Here is a 17,778-nt window from a genome sequence, read left to right on the forward strand (position 1 = left end):
CCCACACCCTCCGCCACGAGCAAAGCGGGTCCCGCAGGGGCCCGCTTTGCTCGTTATCGCCGGTTGAGCGGGATGCGAACGGAGTTGGGCCCACGCCGCTGGAGGCTCCGCGCGCCGCGCAGCGGCGACGAATTCTCAGCCGATCTTGGTGAGGGAGATGTTCGTCGAGCCCTCGGGGCTGGCGAAGAGGCTCGCGCAGTTCGCGTCGACCGTGACCTCGGTGTCGTTCGCGCCCGGCGTGTGACGAAGCTGCAGCGGGCCGAGAGGGCCCTCCGGGAGCTGAACCGTGTACGACACCGTGCGGGATTCGCCCATCGGCAGAAGCAGCGTGCGGCTCAGCCCTTCATTCCCGTGGTCGATGCCCGAGCGGTCGCGGAAGTACGAATCCTGGTAGTCGCCGCGCTTCGGGTCAGTCGAGAGGATCTCGCCGCCGGGAGGTGCGAAGAAGAGGACATCGAGCATCATCGTGCGCGGGTCGATCCCGCGGTTCACGTTGCGAAGCCCCAGCGTGTACTCGCTCTTGATGTCCTCCGTGATGCTGTTGTGGAGGTTCATCGTGACAGTGATGGTGCGCTCGTCGACGTTGCACGTGGCGTGCTGGTCGTAGGTGAGGTGATAGTTCAGCTTGCCGATGGAGTAGTCGTTGAAGTAGATGCCGAGCTGGGTGGCATCCGTGTTGTCTTCGCGCAGCGACGCGTCGAGGCCGTACTCCGTCGCGAACGCTTCGAGGCCGGGGTCGTCGAACCACATCTGTATGCGGCCCTCCGCGGCGCTGCGCACGAGCTGATCCCACATCGCCCCGAACTCCCAGTCGCCGCTCGTGAGGGCGCTGAACATCTTGGACGTCACCTCGTTGAAGAAGGCATCCATCGCGGCGTTGTCAGCGCCGAACCTTTCGTACGGCTCGCTCATGAGCAGCGACGCCGTGTTCTCGGGCGTGACCTGCTCTCCCGAGTCGAGGGTGAGGGGCCCGGTCGCCTCGATGAGGTGGGCCAGCACGATCGGGTCGATGGAGATCGCGCCATCGAACTCTGGCAGGTCTTCCCACTCGCGAGTCGCCTGGAACAGCTCCACGGCGCGCGGGAACTCCGGGGTCATCGTGAAGTTCGATGACCAGCTCACGAGTTCGCGGGGGTAAAGAGACCGGACGTCGCGAGGGAGGGTGATCAACGAACCGTTCACGGTGTCGAATCCCAGCGACGGAAGCCGCGAGTACATCAGATCGACGCCGTTGTCTTGCCCGACGAGTTCCGCCTGCCCGTTGTCCACTTTCAAGATCAGCCAGTGGGCGACCCCGCCGCCGGTCGCACGGATCTCGGCCGGGGTCTGGATCATGACCTGGTACAGCATCGGCCCATTGGCGCCGGCTGCCTGCAAGAGCGCGGGAAGGTTCTCTTGGGCGACCTTGAGGATCGGCACCGCCTGATCGAGCAGCGCGACCATCTCGTCCATCGGTTCGTAGACGGCGGGCAGGACGTCAGTACGGTCCATGCTCGCCGCAATGGCCGAGGCATCCTCGAACGACGAGATGACCGTCGGAAGCACCGTCTCGGCCTCCAGGAACGGCTGGAGGTTGATTCCGAGGCTTCCCTCGGCGCGCTGCTGATCGACGTTTGCGGCCGACACCATATCGACGACGGGCGGGATGGACTGGCTCGCGATCGTGTTGACCGCTTCTGCCACGGTGCGCACAGCAAGCACGTTGTTTCCGACGCGGGGAATGTTCGCTGCCAGATCCCACAGGGGGCCGTTCGCGGTCTCTGAGGCGCGCTGTGTGCGAGCCACGATGTCATCGCCGGCCTGCTGCAGCCGTTCCACGTCCGCAGAGACGGCGGCTTCGGCGAGACCACCCAGCTGTGACTTCACCACCTCCAGGTCGTCGCGAACCTCGAGTACCTGCAGCGCGAAAACGCCGCCGAGGATGACGGTGGCCACCGCGATCGCGCCGAGAGGGCTGAGTGCCAGCCAGAAGTTGCGCCACCCTCGACGCCGACGCTCGGCCCTCGTCTCGGGCGCGGCATGGCGTGCGATCGGCCGCGCGGGGCGCCGTCGTGTCCGCGCCTCGCGCCGGGTCATCGGCGCTCGCGCCGGCGTCGAGGAGGGCCCACGGGACGATCGCCGCGTCGTGACCGCTTCTGCGGGCACGCGCGAGGGGACCGCGGACTCAGTTCGCGGATTGTCGGGATCGGGTTCGCTTGCCGGGACGGAATCGGCCAGCCGGTCGCCGTCAACGGTGGTCACGGCGCAGATGTTACCGGTGGAGGGTTGCGTGAAAGCCGAGCAGAGGCCGTGAAAGACCGAAGCGGGTCGGCGCGAATCTCAGTGGACGCTCACACCGTGGTCAGCGAGCCCACAGTGCATGCTCAGCAGGTATGGCATAACCTACCTTTCTTAGGGCATCCATCGTTCGGCCGTGCCAACACCCGACGTATCCGACCTCAACGTTCCGTGGCCGGATGGTGTCTTGAGGGGCCGAAGTGGCCTTTCGGCGCGGCGTGAGCTGCTCGTCGCGGGCTGCGACGGTCGCCCGGAAGGGATCTTGGTGAGCAGGACAACACCGCAGCGCGGTCGTCGCACGGTGGCCCGTCACGGGGCGCTGAGGTCGCCGCATCCGTTCTCGGTCTTCATGAAGGCACTCGGCATCGTCGTCGCCGTCGTCCTCGTGTCGGGGACCGGGGTCGCCGCCTACACGGTCTATGACCTGGCCGCCAGCTACGCCACCGAGAACACGGTGGATCTCGAGGACCAGCCGCCCGTTCCGCCCGACATCGGCGCGATCGAGGGTGGGGTCAACCTCTTCGTCGCGGGCACTGACGCCTGTGAGCCCGAGTTCGCAGCGATCTTCGGTGACCGCTGCTCGGGCTCCGATTCCGAGGGTGAGCTCAACGACGTCAACATGCTCGTGCACATCTCGGATGCGCCGCGCCGGGTGACCGTCATCTCGTTCCCCCGCGACCTCATGCTCCCGATCCCCTCCTGCGACCGTGGCGACGGCTCGACGTCGTCCGCCATGAGCAAGCAGCCCCTCAACTCCGCGTTCTATGCGGGCGGAGGATCCGAGGGCGGCGGGCTGTCGTGCGTTGTGAAGACGATCTCGCAGTTGAGCGGCCAGAGCATCCCGTTCGCCGCCAAGGTCACCTGGGGTGGCGTCATCAACATCACCGATGCGATCGGCGGCGTGGATGTATGCGTCGAGGGCGGCATCAGCGATCCGCTCGCAGGCCTCTATCTGCCCGACGGGATCTCGACCGTATCGGGCACTCAAGCTCTCGCGTTCCTGCGCACACGGAAGGGCGTCGGCGACGGCTCGGACCTCGGCCGGATCAGCAACCAGCAGCAGTACATGTCGAGTCTCGCCAAGAAGCTCGTCAGCGAGAACGTCCTTTCGGACCCGACGACGCTGTATCGCCTGGCGACCGTCGCGATCGACAACATCACCAAGAGCTCGAGCCTGACTAACCCGCTGACGCTCGTTCAGATCGCGCTCGCGATCAAGGATGTGCCGTTCTCGGACATCGTTTTCATCCAGTACCCCACCTTGGGTGACCCCGACGACCCGAACAAGGTCGTGCCGAACTATGCCGCCGCCGACGAGTTGTGGGCGGCGCTCGAAGCGAACGTTCCGCTGGAGATCACCGGCAAGGCGGGCGTGAACGGGAGCGTCGTCGACGTGACCCCGACCGAGGAGCCGGCTCCCGCGCCGACCACGGACCCGACTGCGACACCCGCGCCCACCGAGGCTCCGGCTCAGGAGGCCGCGGTCCTCCCGAACTCGATCAGTGGCTCCACGGCGGCGCAGACCACATGCTCGGTCGGAAACCTCGGCTGACAGCATCCATTCGTCTCGTCAGACGGCAGCGGTTAGTATTGACGAGGTCGTTCGCCCGGTTTCGGTGACGGATGCCTGGAGACGTCGCATAGTCAGGCCTAGTGCACCACCCTGCTAAGGTGGAGTCCCCTCACGGGGACCGAGGGTTCAAATCCCTCCGTCTCCGCCGAAGAAGCCCCGGTCAGGGTGGTTTTCTTCCGCTCCTGCCACGATTTCCGCCATTTCTGCCACGTTTGCGAAGCGTTCCGTTCTGGGCGATCTGAGCTCGATCATGAGTTCCCGCTCATCAACCTGCTCGGTTGCGGCTGGACCGGGCGAAGGTTCAGTGCCGCTGCCCGCGAGACCGCGAGCGCATATCCCTCGGTCTCCAGGGGCGGGGCCATGCGAAGGCCGCCGTTCCTCCACAGCGGCGGATTCGGGCGCGTTCCCCCACGGCGTCGGTTGCGGTGATCGTGGCTGCGCCTGCGTCGGGATGCTGGCCGCATGGGAATCCGCTACTACGCCTATGCCTTCGATGCCGACCTTGCTCAGCAGGCGGTCGATGACCCGCACAGCATCCTCTCCAGCGACCCGCTCGCTGACGCGTGGGGCCTGGAGCCGCACGCGAGCGTGAGTGTCGCGACGTTCGAGCAGGTCTCACCGAAGCGCGACATGCTCTATCTCGACAAGGCATGGTCCGCTTTGCAGTCCCTCACGCGCTCGGGGCCCGGAAGTTCCGCCGCCGGCTCGTGCTACCGGATGTTCGAGGGGAACGTGACGATGCACGACATGGGCTGGGACCCGTGGGTGAGGACGATCCTCCCCGAGGAGGTGCCAGCGATTCGGGACGACCTCTGTGCGATCGACGAGGACCAGGCGCGAACGTGGGCGCGCACTTGGCGAAGCCGGCACGGAGTCGACGATGACGACGAGCTCCGCTACGTCCTCGACTACCTCACGCGGGCACAGGAATTCGTCGAGGCGCTCGCGACAGACGGTCGCGGGATGGTCTACCTCATCGGGTGACTCAGCCCGAGCTATCCGCCGCCGCCGCGTCAACGGATGTCGGTGTGTTCCTTCAGAATGGACGCGTGCCCGCCGTCGCCCAGGTTCTCGAGCTCGCCCAGCTTGCGGAGCGCGATGCGGCGTGGAAGCTGCTTCGAGCCGACAGCGCACCCGTGGTCGCCGGTCTTCTCGGCACCCACCTGGGCGGAGACGAGCGCCGAGTCGACGCGGAGGAGCTGTACGAGCGGATCGATGCCGACCTCGAGCGGCTCCGTGCGCAGGGGCTGATCTTGCCGCTGACTGCGAAGGGGTACTGCGGGGAGTGGCGATCGGCCGGCTTCCTGGTGCGTCGGCCGTCATCGGAAGCGCGGGGTGAGACGCTCGAGCTTTCCCCGGATGCGATCGCCGGGATCCGCTTCTTGCAGGGGCGTGCCGCCCCGCGTTCGAGTGTGACCGAGTCTCGGCTTGCGAGTCTTGCGGCGCAGGTCCGTCGCCTCGCGATCGACACCGATCCTGACGTGTCAGCGCGCATCGCGCTACTCGAGGAAGAGATCGAGTCGATTGAGCGGCGGATCGAGAGCCTGCGTTCCGGTGACGAGTCCGCGATCGATGAAGACCGGGCGCTCGAACGCGTTCGCGACGTGCTGGCGCAGGCGGCGGACGTGCCGGACGACTTTGCTCGGGTGCGTGCCGAGTTCGAGACGCTGAATGCGTCGCTGAGGGCGAAGATCGTCGAGTCCGATGTTTCTCAGGCGTCAGTCGTCGACGAAGTCTTCCGCGGAATCGACCACATCTCCGACTCCGATGCCGGCCGCAGTTTCGCTGCCTTCTCCCAGCTCGTGCTCGACCCTGCACTCGGTGCCGCATTCGAGGCCGACATCCGCCGCATCCTCGACCGCAGATTCGCTCGTGATCTCACCTCGGATGAGCGCCGGGCACTGCGCGCCTTCCTCGCAACGCTCAAGGGACGAAGCGCGGAGATCCACGACGTCATCACCCTGTTCGCCCGGGCGCTCCGCCGCTACGTGCAGTCGCAGGACTACCAGCGCGACCGGGTCCTGCGGACTCTTCTGCGGGAGGCTCAGCACGCGGGAATGGAAGCCGCCGCACACACGCGTCCGTGGCATCCGACGTCTCTCACGCTGGATCTCTCGGCCGTTGCGCTGTCGAGCGTCGGGGCGATCGACCTTCACGACCCCGCCGAATTCGCCGCCACCGAAGAGATCGTCACGCAGACGACAACCCTCGCGAGCCTCGAGGAGCTGCGGGCGATCGCTCGCGAAACCGAGATCGACTTCGACGAACTCACCCGGAACGTCAACGACCTGCTCGCCGAGGTGCCCTCGTGCACCGTCGCAGATGTCCTTGCTCGATACCCCGCGACGCAGGGGGTCGGCAGCGTGATCGGACTTCTCTCGATCGCCGCCGAGCAGGGCACCGTTGACGATGAGCCCGAGGTACTCGCTTGGCAGGGCGCCGACGGAGTTCCGCGTGCGGCGATTGTGGCCGCGCACCGATTCACAGGAGCGGTGGCATGACCGAGTCGACCACGGCGGATGTCGCCCCCGACGAGCACGGGGGCCTCTGGCGTGGCGACGCCGGCGAACTCCCTGATCGCACGAGGCGCGTCTTGCTGCGTCTGGTGCGTGGCCCGTATCTTTCCGGAGCGCGCGAGGCGCAGCTGTGGGCGGTGCTGCTCACCGACGAGGCTGTCCTCCGCTCCCGGCTCGCCGATTTGTTCCTCGAATTGGTCATCGATCGGGACAACGAGTTCGCCTTCGTCCGCAACGCTCCGTCCGAGGACGCCCCGAAGGCAGTGCGGTCTGAGGCGTTGACGTTCCTCGACACCGCAATGCTGCTTGTCTTGCGCCAGACGCTGCTGAGCGAGGAGGGTCGCGGTCGGGTGATCGTCGGGCAGGCGGAGGTGTTCGAGCAGCTCGCCGTGTTCCGCACCCCGGACCGTGATGAGAAGGACTTCGCGAGCCGCGTCAACTCGTCGTGGAACAAGATGCAGAACAAGCTCCGCGTGCTGCACGCCGTCGGCGATGACCGTGCCGAGATTTCGCCCGTGCTCCGACTGCTCGTCGATGCCGACCAGATCCGCGCGATCACATCGGAGTACCACCGGATCGCCCGAGAGGGTGGAGGAGAATCCGCTGCCCCGTCGACGGATGCGGAGGATGACACAGAATGACGATGCTGAGCTTCCCCACCGACGAGCCGGAGGTCGATCCGACCGGGCCCGGCCAGTGGCGCCTTGCCCAGATCGAACTCGTCAACTGGGGCACGTTTGCCGGCCACGTCGCCGTGGATGTCGCGCGTGTCGGCCACCTGCTAACCGGCGCATCCGGATCGGGCAAGTCGTCGCTACTCGACGCGATTGCCGCCGTCCTCACCCCCGATAGGTGGTTGCGTCTCAACGCGGCGGCTCAGGATGGCGCTTCCCGGCAGAGCGATCGGACGCTGATGAGCTATGTGCGTGGCGCCTGGAGCAAGGAAGCTGACGAGACTGCCGATCGGGCCACCACGACCTACCTGCGCTCGAAGGCAACCTGGAGCGGCATCCTGCTGCGCTACGAGAATCTCCGCGATGAACCGGTCGTCCTGCTGCGGGTGTTCCACGCACCCGGCACGCGCACCGAACCGACCGCGTTGAAGGACGCGCGGATCTTCACCCGAGGTCACATGGAGCTTCTCGACGTGAAGCCGCACGTCGAAGGCGGAATTGACGCGCGCCGCATGTCGAAGGCCTTCCCCGACGCGCTGATCACCACCGGCGGACGACACGGACGCTTTCACGAGCGGGTCATCCGTCAGTTCGGCTTCCGCGGAGATGCGACGCTTCAGCTTCTCCACAAGACACAATCAGCGAAGAACCTCGGAACCCTCGACGCGCTGTTCCGCGGGTTCATGCTCGACCAACCGGGGACCTTCGCGCGGGCCGAGACCGCCGTTGAGCAGTTCACGGAGCTCGATGCCGCGCACAAGCACGTGGTCGACCTGAGGAAGCAGGCTGATGCGCTCCGCAAGGTCGACGAGGCGATCACCGCGTTCGACCTGGCCGACGCGGAGATGGCTGCGATCTCCGACCTCCACGACGCGGTCGAGCCCTTCACAGCGGGACTCAAGCTTCGGCTCGCGAAGGAAGCCGCGGGCCCCGCACGCGCCGCGCTGGCGCGCGCCGAGAGCGACCTGAGCGACGCCGCGCGAGAGCAGCGGTTGGCGGCAGAGGCGCTGGAAACCGCGAAGGCGCGGGTCCGGGACGAGGGCGGCGCGCGCGTAGAGCTTCTGCAGGAGCGGATCGACAGTGCGCAGCGTGCCGAGGACATCACTAGGCAATATCGAGCCCAGTTGACCGCCGAGCTGATGCGCATCGGCGCACCAATGCCCGAAGACCCCGAGCAGTTTGCGGAGCTCCTTGCCGCGGCCGTCACCGAGGTTGCGCGCGACATCCCCGCTGTCTCGTATGAGGTGCGTGACGCCGCGAGTCAGGCGCGTAAGGCGCTGGACGAAGTCACCAGGCAGATTCAGGCGCTGAGAGATCACCGGAGCAACCTCGACGAGAAGCTTCTGAGCGCACGACGATTCCTCGCGGACGCTGTCGGTGTGCCGGCATCGGCATTCCCCTTTGCGGGCGAGCTGATCTCGGTCACCGAGCAGCACTCCGCCTGGCGCGGCGCGGCAGAGCGAGTGCTCGCTCCGTTTGCGTCGACGCTCCTCGTGCGGGACGAACATCTTGTCGCCGCACGTCGGGCAGCCGACTCGCGGACACTCGGTGTCCGGCTCGTCATCGAAGCGGTCCCGCACGCCGTCGACGAGCCGCGTCGCCCCAAGGATGCCCGCTCACTCGTTCATCGCCTCACGGTGAGCGACGGGCCCTTCGCGTCCTACGTCCGCAGGCGCATGGCCTCCGAGTTCGACTACGCCTGCGTTTCGCACCCCGACGAGCTTGATGACGTCGAGCGTGGCGTCACGATCGGCGGCCTCGTCAAGCGCAACTCACGCAGGTACGAGAAGGATGACCGTCACGAGGTCGGTGATGCCACTCGATGGGTGCTGGGCGGCGACACCCACGCGCGGCTCGAGGCTTTGCTGGAGCGTCGGCGGGAAGTGATGGCGGCGATGGAGGAAGCATCCGCCCGCGACGCCGAGGCCGACTCGCTTCGTCAGGACGCTGTCAGTCGGCGCGACGTCTTCACACGCGTATCGACGTTCAGCTGGGACCAAGTGGACCTCGCATCCGCGATGGCGGTCACCGCGGCCCAGCGCGACGATCTCCGGGTGCTCACCAGCGAATCGGGGACTCTCCGCGAAGCACAGGAGGCCGCGGAGCGAGCGACCCAGCGACTGGACGAAACGAACGCGAAGCACGCACGGGCGCTCGGAGCCCACGCTGTCGCCCGCAATCACGTCGAAAGCATCGAGGCACACGTCGCCGGACTCGAGGCGACCCCATATGCACCGGTCGAGGAGCGGATCGCCGACGCCCTCGAGGGCCGGTTCCGAGCCGAGCGACGCTCGGTGATCCTGGAGACGGTGGACGAAGTCGCGCGAAAGGTGCAGTCGGCACTCTCGAAGGAGAAGGACGCCGCGGCCAGCCGTGCAGCGGATGCTGAGGCCAGCTTCGCCGGGCGCGCCGCCGAGTTTCGGCTCGGGTGGTCCGCTGCATCCGCAGAGTTGACTGCTGACATCCGTGACCGCTACGGCTATCGGGAGCTGCGGGAGGGCATCCTCGCCCGCGGCCTGCCCGAGAAAGAGTCCGAGTTCCGCAAGCTGTTGCGGGAACGATCGCAGGACGTCGTCGCACACTTGCTCAGCGATCTCCGCGACGCCCCGGGTCTCATCCGCGAGCGAATCCTCCCTGTCAACGCATCCCTGGGGCGGTCCCCGTTCGAGGGAGCGGACCGCTTCCTCGAGATCGATGTGAAGACGACGCGGACCCCGGAGGTCGACGAGTTCCTCACCGACCTCCGCCGCATCGTGGAAGGCAACTGGGCCGACGAGTCGGCGTCCGGTGCGGAGCAGCGATTCGCCGTGTTGCAGCGAGTGATCGGTCGACTTGGATCCAAGGACCGCGTCGACGTGGACTGGCGCAACCGAGTGCTCGACACGAGGCTGCATGTGAGCTTCCTCGCGCGGGAGAAGGACGTCACTGGGCGGGTCCTGCGGGTGTATGACTCGGCCGAGGGGCTGTCGGGCGGCCAGAGGCAGAAGCTTGTCATCTTCTGTCTTGCCGCAGCGCTGCGGTACCAGCTGACCGAGGAAGAGGACGAGGTTCCGCGGTTCGGTTCGATCGTGCTCGATGAGGCGTTCGACAAGGCTGACAGCCGATACACGCGTAACGCGATGGAGGTGTTCCGAGAGTTCGGATTCCACATGATCCTCGCGACACCGCAGAAGCTGCTGCAGACACTCGAACCCTACGTGGGCGCGATCACATCGGTATCGAATCCCGACCGCAACGCCTCACGGCTCGCGAACGTGGTGTTCTCGGTCGATGAGACTGAGGTCGCCGCCCCGCCGCACGCGGAGTCGCGCGCGTGACCACGCTCGTCACTCCGGCCGATGTGCGCGCGCGGGCGAAGAAGCTCTTCGACCGCGACGCACGCACGTGGGCAGCCGAGCAGCAGACGGATGTCGTGCTCGACGTTCCGCTACGTCCGCCAACCGAGCGCGAGGCGCTGAGCGACCTCGATCGCGTTCGACAGTGGGTCGACGGCTGGCGTGGCGTGAGCGAAGACTCGGGAATAGAGCTCGAGTGGGCCGTCCGCAATTGGTCACGCATCGGGTCGCAGGAAGTCCCCGTTCGCGCGGTGCTGCGCGGTTCGGATTCGATCGCTCGAGCGGCGGGCGAGACGGATGGCTGGCGACTTCTGGTGGCGCGACTTGACGAGTTGAGAGGCCTGGCCGGTTCCGACGCCAGCAGTGTGCTCCGCGCCAGTGCCCGTGCGATCGCCGATCTCGATGGCGCGGATTTCGACAGGCTCGTCCATGTGCTGGCCTGGTTGCGCGAGAACCCGGAATCGGGCCACCTGGTGCGGGAACTGCCGATCCGCGGCATCCACACCAAGTGGATCGAATCTCGCCGCGGGCTCGTCGAGGCGTTGCATCGGGCGGGAACCGGCGCGCCCGGACTGGGCCTTCGCGAGCTGTCACCGCTCATACGGATCCGTGCTCTCGATCCGTCGCTCTCGTTCCAGGGGCTCACCGATGTGTCGGCGCCCGTCGACGACCTTGCGGCAAGCACGATCCGGCCCGAGCGCGTGTTCGTGTTCGAGAACCTCGCCACTCTGCTCGCGATGCCGGATGTGCCCCGAGCTGTAGCAGTGCACGGTGGTGGTCACCGCGTCGATCTCGTCGCCCGCCTCCCGTGGGCGCAGACGGTCACCTACTGGGGCGATCTCGATTCGCACGGATTCGCCATACTCAACCGACTTCGAGCCAGGGGAGTGGACGCAACGTCGGCATTGATGGATATGGATACTCTGTTCGCTCACCGTGATCTGTGGGGGACCGATCCGGATCCGAACGTCGGCGTGTTCGAGCTGCTCACGCCTGATGAGCGCGCGACTCTTCAGTCGCTGAGCGCGGAGGGCAACATACGCCTCGAGCAGGAGCGCCTCCCGTGGAGTTACGCGCTCGAACGGCTCGGGGTGTCCTGACGAGGCATCTAATCGTTGCCCCAGCGCGCTCCTATTGACCTGTCGGCAACGCGTGCTACCGTAATCGCAACAAACGCAACTTCCTGCGTTTACGTGTATTGAGGTGATTTTCGTGTCTCGCGCTGCCGTCGTTGAAGAGACGTACCTTCCCAGCAGGGGCGTCGAGCTTGCCCCTGTGCTGGACTTCCTCACCGCCCATGAGGCCGCCGGCCGGGCTCTTCCCGAACCAAAGTACTTCCTTGCCGGGGCTCGTCCAGGTGACCAGGTAGAGCTTCCGGAAGAGGTCTACCTCGCTCTCCGCAAGATCGTGGACGCAATGCAAAGCGGGCTCGCCGTGTCAGTTGTACCCCAGACAACACGGCTCACCACCCAGCAGGCAGCGGATCTCCTGAACGTGAGCCGCCCAACCATTGTGAAGATCCTCGACGAGGGCGAGATCCCGTTCGAGAAGGCGGGAACGCACCGACGCGTTCTCCTCGCGGATCTGCTCGAGTACCGAGAGCGCCGGCGGGCGCGTCAGTACGACATGCTCGCCGCCACGCGTGACGGTGTCGGCGAAGACAACATCGAGCAGACGCTCGAGGACCTCAGGGCGGCGCGGAAGGCGGTCGCGGCGAGGCGGGCTGCCCGACTCTGACCTCGCAGGCTGACAGGATGGGGGCGTGTTCACGGCGACCCTCGACACCAGCGTGCTGTGGCCGAGTCTGCAACGTGACTTTCTCCTGTCCCTCGCGGTCGAGGGCGCGTATCGACCGACCTGGAGTTCGGTGAACCTTGACGAGCTCGAGTTCCACGAGGAGGCCAAGCTCGTGAAACGGGGGATACCCGTGACCGAGGCTGCTGGCCGTGCAGCGACCCTCATCGCCGCGATGCGGCGAGAGTTCGCCGACGCGGAGGTCGAAGGCTGGGAGCCGCTGGAGGGCACGTTCGGGCTTCCCGATCCCGACGACGAGCATGTGGTCGCCGCGGCCGTCATCGCGGGAGCCGGAGCGATCGTCACGGAGAACCTGAAGGACTTCCCTGCAGGCAGGATTCCGCCGGGCATCCAAGTGCTCAGCGCCAAGGAATTCGCGAAGAACACCGTTGTACTCAACCCAAGGCACGCGCTCGCCGCGGTGCAGGAGATCGCGAGTCGTTCCGGCCGCTACGGTGCAGTGCTCACCGTCGAGGAGATCCTGGACACGTTGCGGGACCGGTACGACATGATCGAAGCCGTCGAGATGATGGTCGAAGCTGCGTCCGCGTAGTCTCCAGCTCGCGTGACTGAAGGGCGAGTGCAGCCACCTGATTTCGAGCCGATACCCGCCACATTTCTGCCACGAATCGAACCCGGCCGACCTGATCCAGGAGTACGTCGGCGACGTCAGAATCCGCGTAATCATGCGGTTTGAGTTGGGTTCGATTGTCATTGGCGCGATTTCAAATCCCTCCGTCTCCGCCACGAACCGCTGGGCAGGGCCGCTTCACGGCATGCTCTGACAAGACCCGCCCGCATCTGACGATCTGCTCTCCGCCTCGCCGCGACTCTGCGCGCTCGGGCGCGCGAGCGTGCCGGAACCGTGAGCTTCGAACGGGTCCGCTGACCTTGTCGCCCTCGCAGCTTCACCACAGGACGACGGGTTCAGCCGCCGGGTCCGGTGGGGTCGATCGGGGCTCCGTCGCCGTTCTCGGGGATGTCGCCGCGCTGCACGGGTTCGGCGGGGCCGTCCGGAAGATCGGAGAAGAGCAGTTCGAGCTCGGCAGCAGAGGGCACGTGCACGGCCTGTGCGGCAGCCAGAAGATCCCCGGGGTCAGCGTTGTTCATCCCCGTGACGAGAATCAGCGTGTCGTCGCGCGCGACGATGTACTCGTGGGTGCTGCCTGATGTTCGATGCCAGCGGCCACCCTCGTCGGTGCAGGCGACCGGTTCGTTCCCGCCGTCCCACAGGGGGATGTCGGGGCAGGACGCGGCCGTGATCTCGCCGTGCTCCATGCGGATCGTCAGTATCCCGCCGGTGGCGGTGTTGACCCAGGATGCCGACATCCCGCCGCTGGGTGTCTCGCCGACCGACTGTGGCGCGAGATCGTAGCCGTCGACCGTTGTCGTGTAGACCAGATCGGCAGAGATGTCGGTGGCCGCTACGCGCTCGGCGATCGCTTCCGGATCGGCGGGCGCCGTCGACGCGCAACCGGCGACGGACCCGAGGACGAGTGCGGCTAACGCGATCGAGGCCCCGAGCGACGCCGGGTGGAGTGCCCCCGGTCTACCCATGTGCCCATTGTTCCTCATCGCCCGATGGCGTCGGCACCCCGCTTCGCCCCCTGGCCGATCGGAGCAGCCCGCGGGAGAGGCCGTCGTGCGCCGGGGTTAGGGTGAGAGCTGCCAGCCAGAAGGGGCACCGCATGACCGACTTCGCCCGGCGCGTCAACGCCATCACCATCGATCAGCTCCGTGCCACGGGAGCCACGAAGTGGGCGGGGACGGATGGCTCGATCGGCGCATTCGTCGCCGAGATGGACTTCGGCATCGACCCTCACATCACCGCCGCGTTGCACGCCGCGGTCGACCAGGGCGCGTTCGGCTACATGCCGAAGTACATCGCGGCAGATCTCTCGGACGCGACTGCCGGGTTCCTCGAGCGCCGCTACGGGTGGCAGGTCCCGGCGAGCGATGTGTGGGCCATCCCGGACGTCATCATGGGGCTGGAGCTCGCAATGGAGCATTGCTCCGCGCCCGGGTCGAAGATCATCGTCCCCACTCCGGCGTACATGCCGTTTCTCATGGTGCCGCCCATGCGGGGGCGCGAGGTCATCGAGATGCCGCTGGCGATCCGAGACGGGCGGTACGAGTTCGACCTCGACGCGCTGCAGCGCGCATTCGATGATGGTGGCAACCTGCTCCTGCTCTGCAACCCCTGCAATCCGGTCGGCCGGGTGTTCACGGCCGACGAGATGATCGGGATCAGCGAGGTCGTCGAGCGGAACGGCGGGAGGGTCTTCTCGGACGAGATCTGGGCTCCGCTCGTGTTCAGCGGTTCGACGCACATCCCTTACGCGACAGTGTCCCCTGCAGCGGCCGAGCACACGATCACCGCGATGAGTGCGTCGAAGGCCTGGAACCTCCCGGGACTCAAATGCGCCGAGCTCGTGCTCACGAGCGACCGCGACCGCGAGACCTGGGAGCGGATCGGACCGTTCGCTGGGCACGGCACCAGCAATCTCGGCGCGATAGCCAACACGGTCGCCTTCCGCAGCGGGGATGCATGGCTCGGGGACCTCGTGCCCTACCTCGAGGGGAACCGCGACCGTCTCCTCGCGCTTCTCGCGGAACACATTCCGGGGGCCTGGATGCCGAAGCCCGAGGGCACCTACGTGGGCTGGATCGACTTCCGCGGCGCCGGTATCGCCGAGCGCCCGGCGGAGTACTTCGGCGCAGCGGCATCCGTCGCTCTGACCGAGGGCACGATGTGCGGTCGCGCAGGCGACGGCTTTGCGAGACTGATCTTCGCGACGCCGCAGCCTGTGCTGGATGAGATCATTCGCAGGCTCGGGAAATCCCTCCCGGCCTCCGCTACGGCGTGAGCGGCGGCCGGCGGGGCTGAGGCGTGCGCGGGAGCTCTGCCCCGCACACGCACCGAGCGGATATCAGGACAGGGCGTCCTTCGTCTTTTCGCCGGCCTGCTTGAGGTCAGCCTTCGCCTGGTCTGCCTTGCCTTCGGCCTCAAGGCTCTCGTTGTCGGTCGCGTCGCCGACACCTTCCTTGGTCTTGCCCTTGAGGTCTTCGGCTGTGTTCTTGATCTTGTCGTCGAGTCCCATGATGCGTCTCCTCTCGTTGTGAGGTGGATGAGACGGCCACGATAGCCTCGGCCCGTGAGCCGGCGAGGGGGGTTGCCCTCGCTCCGCGATCAGGTTACGGACGACCCGGCCGCCCCACTGCAGCGTCAGCGGGCGTCTGCGCTGCCAGCCGCATCCAGGTCTCGACCACCGTGTCGGGGTTCAGGGAGATCGACTCCACGCCCTGAGCGAGCAGCCATTCGGCCAGATCGGGATGGTCGCTCGGCCCTTGCCCGCAGATCCCGACGTACTTCCCCTGGGCGCGGCATGCCGCGATCGTCATCGACATGAGCTGGAGGACCGCGGGGTCGCGCTCGTCGAAGGTGTTCGCGACGAGCGCGCTGTCACGGTCGAGGCCGAGAGTGAGCTGGGTCATGTCGTTCGAGCCGATCGAGAACCCGTCGAAGAACTCGAGGTACTGGTCGGCGAGCAGCGCATTGGTGGGCAGTTCGCACATCATGATGACCTTGAGCCCGTTCTCGCCGCGGCGCAGCCCGTTCTCGGCGAGCATCTCGACGACGGCATGGCCTTCGCCCACGGTCCGCACGAACGGGATCATGACCTGGACGTTGGTGAAGCCCATCTCGTCGCGCACGTACCGCAGCGCCTCGCACTCCATGTCGAAGCAGGCGCGGAAGTCGGGCGAGATGTAGCGGGATGCCCCCCGGTAGCCGATCATCGGGTTCTCCTCGTGCGGCTCGTAGCGCTCGCCGCCGATGAGGTTTGCGTACTCGTTCGACTTGAAGTCGCTCATCCGCACGATCACCGGCTCGGGTGCAAAGGCCGCGGCGATCATGGAGACACCCTCGGCGACGCGCTGCACGAAGAAGTCCCGCGGCGACGGGTAGGCGGCGACCCGCTCGTCGACCTGTGCGCGCAGCTCGTCTGGGAGGTCCTGTTCGAGCAGAGCACGGGGATGGATGCCGATCTGCCGGTTGATGATGAACTCCAGCCGCGCGAGTCCTACGCCCCGGTGCGGGAGCCTCGAGAAGGAGAACGCCTGGTCGGGCGTTCCGACGTTCATCATGATCTTGACGGGGAGTTCGGGCATCCGGTCCAGATGCGTCTCCTCTTCCACGAATGAGAGCAGACCGTCGTAGACGAAGCCCGTGTCGCCCTCGGCGCACGACACCGTGACCTCCTGGCCGTCCCGGAGCACCCGGGTCGCATCGCCGGCGCCGACGACGGCGGGGATGCCCAGTTCGCGCGCGATGATCGCCGCGTGGCACGTGCGCCCGCCTCGGTTGGTCACGATCGCGGCGGCCCTCTTCATGATCGGCTCCCAGTCGGGGTCGGTCATGTCGGCGACCAGGACGTCACCGGCCCGGAACGTCGCCATGTCGGCGAGGTCACTGAGCACCCGCACAGGTCCCGCGCCGATGCGCTGCCCGATGGCCCGTCCGGCTGTCAGCACCGTGCCCTTCTCGTGGAGCCGGAATCGGCGGATGACGTTCGCCCCCGGGCGAGAGACGACGGTCTCGGGCCGGGCCTGCAGGACATAGAGGCGGCCGTCGATGCCATCCTTGCCCCACTCGATGTCCATCGGTCGTCCATAGTGCTCCTCGATCACGAGGGCCTGACGAGCAAGCTCCTCCAGTTCGGCATCCGTCACGGAGAAGCGCGCGCGATCGGCGGGCGGGACGTCGACGAAAGTGGTGCTGGCTCCCGCCGACCGGCTGTCGGTGTAGCGCATGGCGATCGCCTTCTCGCCCACAGAGCGTTTCAGGATCGCGGGCCGTCCGGTCCGCAGGGCGGCCTTCGAGACGTAGAACTCGTCGGGGTTGACCGCGCCCTGCACGACCGCTTCGCCCAGGCCGTACGAGCTCGTGATGAACACGGCGCCGTCGAAGCCGGACTCGGTGTCGACGGTGAACATGACGCCTGCGGCGCCCACATCCGAACGCACCATCCGCTGCACTCCGGCGGAGAGTGCGACATCGGCGTGCGCGAACCCATGGTGGACCCGGTAGGCGATCGCCCGGTCGTTGTAGAGCGAGGCGAACACGGAGCGGATCGCCTGCAGGATGTTCTCGATTCCCGCGATGTTCAGGAACGTCTCCTGCTGGCCGGCGAACGAGGCCTCGGGCAGGTCCTCTGCCGTGGCGCTCGAACGCACCGCCCAGCTGACGCCGTCGGGGTCGGCATCCTCGGACACCAGTCGTGCGTAGGCGGCACGGATGCCCGACTCGAGCTCCGCCGGGAACGGCTGGTTCTCGACCCATTCCCGCACGGTCGCCCCGACCCGGGCGAGTTCGGCGACGTCCTCGGGATCGAGCGCGTCGACCGCGGCGCGGATGCGCTCTTCCAGACCGTCGTGCGCGAGGAAGGCGCGGTAGGCGTCGGCGGTCGTGGCGAAACCCCGGGGTACGGAGACCCCCGCCGACGACAGCTGCGAGACCATCTCGCCGAGAGAGGCGTTCTTGCCTCCCACCCGCGGGACGTCTGTCATTCCGAGGTCTTCGAACCAGGCGATGTGTGACATGGTCAGTT

13 protein-coding genes and 1 tRNA gene are annotated in these 17,778 nt (G+C 66.8%); 10 read left to right on the plus strand and 4 right to left on the minus strand.

The window, feature by feature from the left end:
* Positions 1 to 135 precede the first annotated feature (135 nt).
* Positions 136 to 2,241 carry a DUF4012 domain-containing protein gene (locus tag ACSGC5_RS00665; RefSeq protein ID WP_434968704.1) on the minus strand — a complete coding sequence of 702 codons (2,106 nt, stop codon included), beginning with the start codon at positions 2,239 to 2,241 and terminating at the stop codon, positions 136 to 138.
* A 301-nt stretch (positions 2,242 to 2,542) separates the two neighbouring features.
* On the opposite strand from ACSGC5_RS00665, the gene ACSGC5_RS00670 reads away from it, so the two are divergent.
* From ACSGC5_RS00670 to ACSGC5_RS00710, 9 genes are all read left to right on the plus strand, one after another.
* On the plus strand, positions 2,543 to 3,829 hold the full coding sequence (locus ACSGC5_RS00670; protein WP_434968705.1) for an LCP family glycopolymer transferase: 1,287 nt from the start codon (positions 2,543 to 2,545) through the stop codon (positions 3,827 to 3,829).
* A gap of 77 nt (positions 3,830 to 3,906) precedes the next feature.
* Positions 3,907 to 3,995: transfer RNA gene (locus tag ACSGC5_RS00675), tRNA-Ser, on the plus strand.
* 317 nt (positions 3,996 to 4,312) lie between these two features.
* Positions 4,313 to 4,834 carry a DUF1877 family protein gene (locus ACSGC5_RS00680; protein ID WP_228178416.1) on the plus strand — a complete coding sequence of 174 codons (522 nt, stop codon included), beginning with the start codon at positions 4,313 to 4,315 and terminating at the stop codon, positions 4,832 to 4,834.
* 65 nt (positions 4,835 to 4,899) lie between these two features.
* The gene (locus ACSGC5_RS00685; protein ID WP_434968706.1) at positions 4,900 to 6,351 is read left to right on the plus strand and encodes a DUF3375 domain-containing protein; all 1,452 of its coding nucleotides are present in this window, start codon (positions 4,900 to 4,902) and stop codon (positions 6,349 to 6,351) included.
* Entirely contained in the window at positions 6,348 to 7,007 is a 660-nt protein-coding gene (locus ACSGC5_RS00690) for a DUF4194 domain-containing protein (RefSeq protein WP_053547123.1), read from the plus strand. The genes ACSGC5_RS00685 and ACSGC5_RS00690 overlap by 4 nt, the downstream gene beginning before the upstream one ends.
* Positions 7,004 to 10,357 (plus strand): ATP-binding protein, encoded by a 3,354-nt coding sequence (locus ACSGC5_RS00695; RefSeq protein WP_434968707.1) that lies wholly within the window; start codon positions 7,004 to 7,006, stop codon positions 10,355 to 10,357. The genes ACSGC5_RS00690 and ACSGC5_RS00695 overlap by 4 nt, the downstream gene beginning before the upstream one ends.
* Positions 10,354 to 11,475 (plus strand): DUF3322 domain-containing protein, encoded by a 1,122-nt coding sequence (locus tag ACSGC5_RS00700; protein ID WP_434968708.1) that lies wholly within the window; start codon positions 10,354 to 10,356, stop codon positions 11,473 to 11,475. The genes ACSGC5_RS00695 and ACSGC5_RS00700 overlap by 4 nt, the downstream gene beginning before the upstream one ends.
* A gap of 112 nt (positions 11,476 to 11,587) precedes the next feature.
* Positions 11,588 to 12,112: a helix-turn-helix domain-containing protein gene (locus tag ACSGC5_RS00705; protein WP_434968709.1), complete on the plus strand. Its 525-nt coding sequence runs from the start codon at positions 11,588 to 11,590 to the stop codon at positions 12,110 to 12,112.
* Between the two features lie 25 nt (positions 12,113 to 12,137).
* A complete protein-coding gene (locus ACSGC5_RS00710; protein ID WP_434968710.1) occupies positions 12,138 to 12,722 on the plus strand; it encodes a PIN domain-containing protein in 585 nt (194 codons plus the stop codon).
* Positions 12,723 to 13,096: 374 nt separating this feature from the next.
* On the opposite strand, the gene ACSGC5_RS00715 is transcribed toward ACSGC5_RS00710, so the two are convergent.
* Entirely contained in the window at positions 13,097 to 13,726 is a 630-nt protein-coding gene (locus ACSGC5_RS00715) for a hypothetical protein (RefSeq protein WP_434968711.1), read from the minus strand.
* 131 nt (positions 13,727 to 13,857) lie between these two features.
* On the opposite strand from ACSGC5_RS00715, the gene ACSGC5_RS00720 reads away from it, so the two are divergent.
* Entirely contained in the window at positions 13,858 to 15,036 is a 1,179-nt protein-coding gene (locus ACSGC5_RS00720) for a MalY/PatB family protein (RefSeq protein WP_434968712.1), read from the plus strand.
* 63 nt (positions 15,037 to 15,099) lie between these two features.
* Here ACSGC5_RS00720 and ACSGC5_RS00725 read toward each other — a convergent pair whose 3' ends face one another.
* Both ACSGC5_RS00725 and ppsA read right to left on the minus strand, forming a co-directional pair.
* Positions 15,100 to 15,270 (minus strand): CsbD family protein, encoded by a 171-nt coding sequence (locus ACSGC5_RS00725; protein WP_434968713.1) that lies wholly within the window; start codon positions 15,268 to 15,270, stop codon positions 15,100 to 15,102.
* 94 nt (positions 15,271 to 15,364) lie between these two features.
* The gene (gene ppsA / locus ACSGC5_RS00730; protein ID WP_434968714.1) at positions 15,365 to 17,770 is read right to left on the minus strand and encodes a phosphoenolpyruvate synthase; all 2,406 of its coding nucleotides are present in this window, start codon (positions 17,768 to 17,770) and stop codon (positions 15,365 to 15,367) included.
* Positions 17,771 to 17,778: the final 8 nt, after the last annotated feature.

Origin of the sequence: Microbacterium sp. bgisy207 (assembly GCF_965345035.1) — a bacterium.
Classification (GTDB): Bacteria; Actinomycetota; Actinomycetes; order Actinomycetales; family Microbacteriaceae; genus Microbacterium.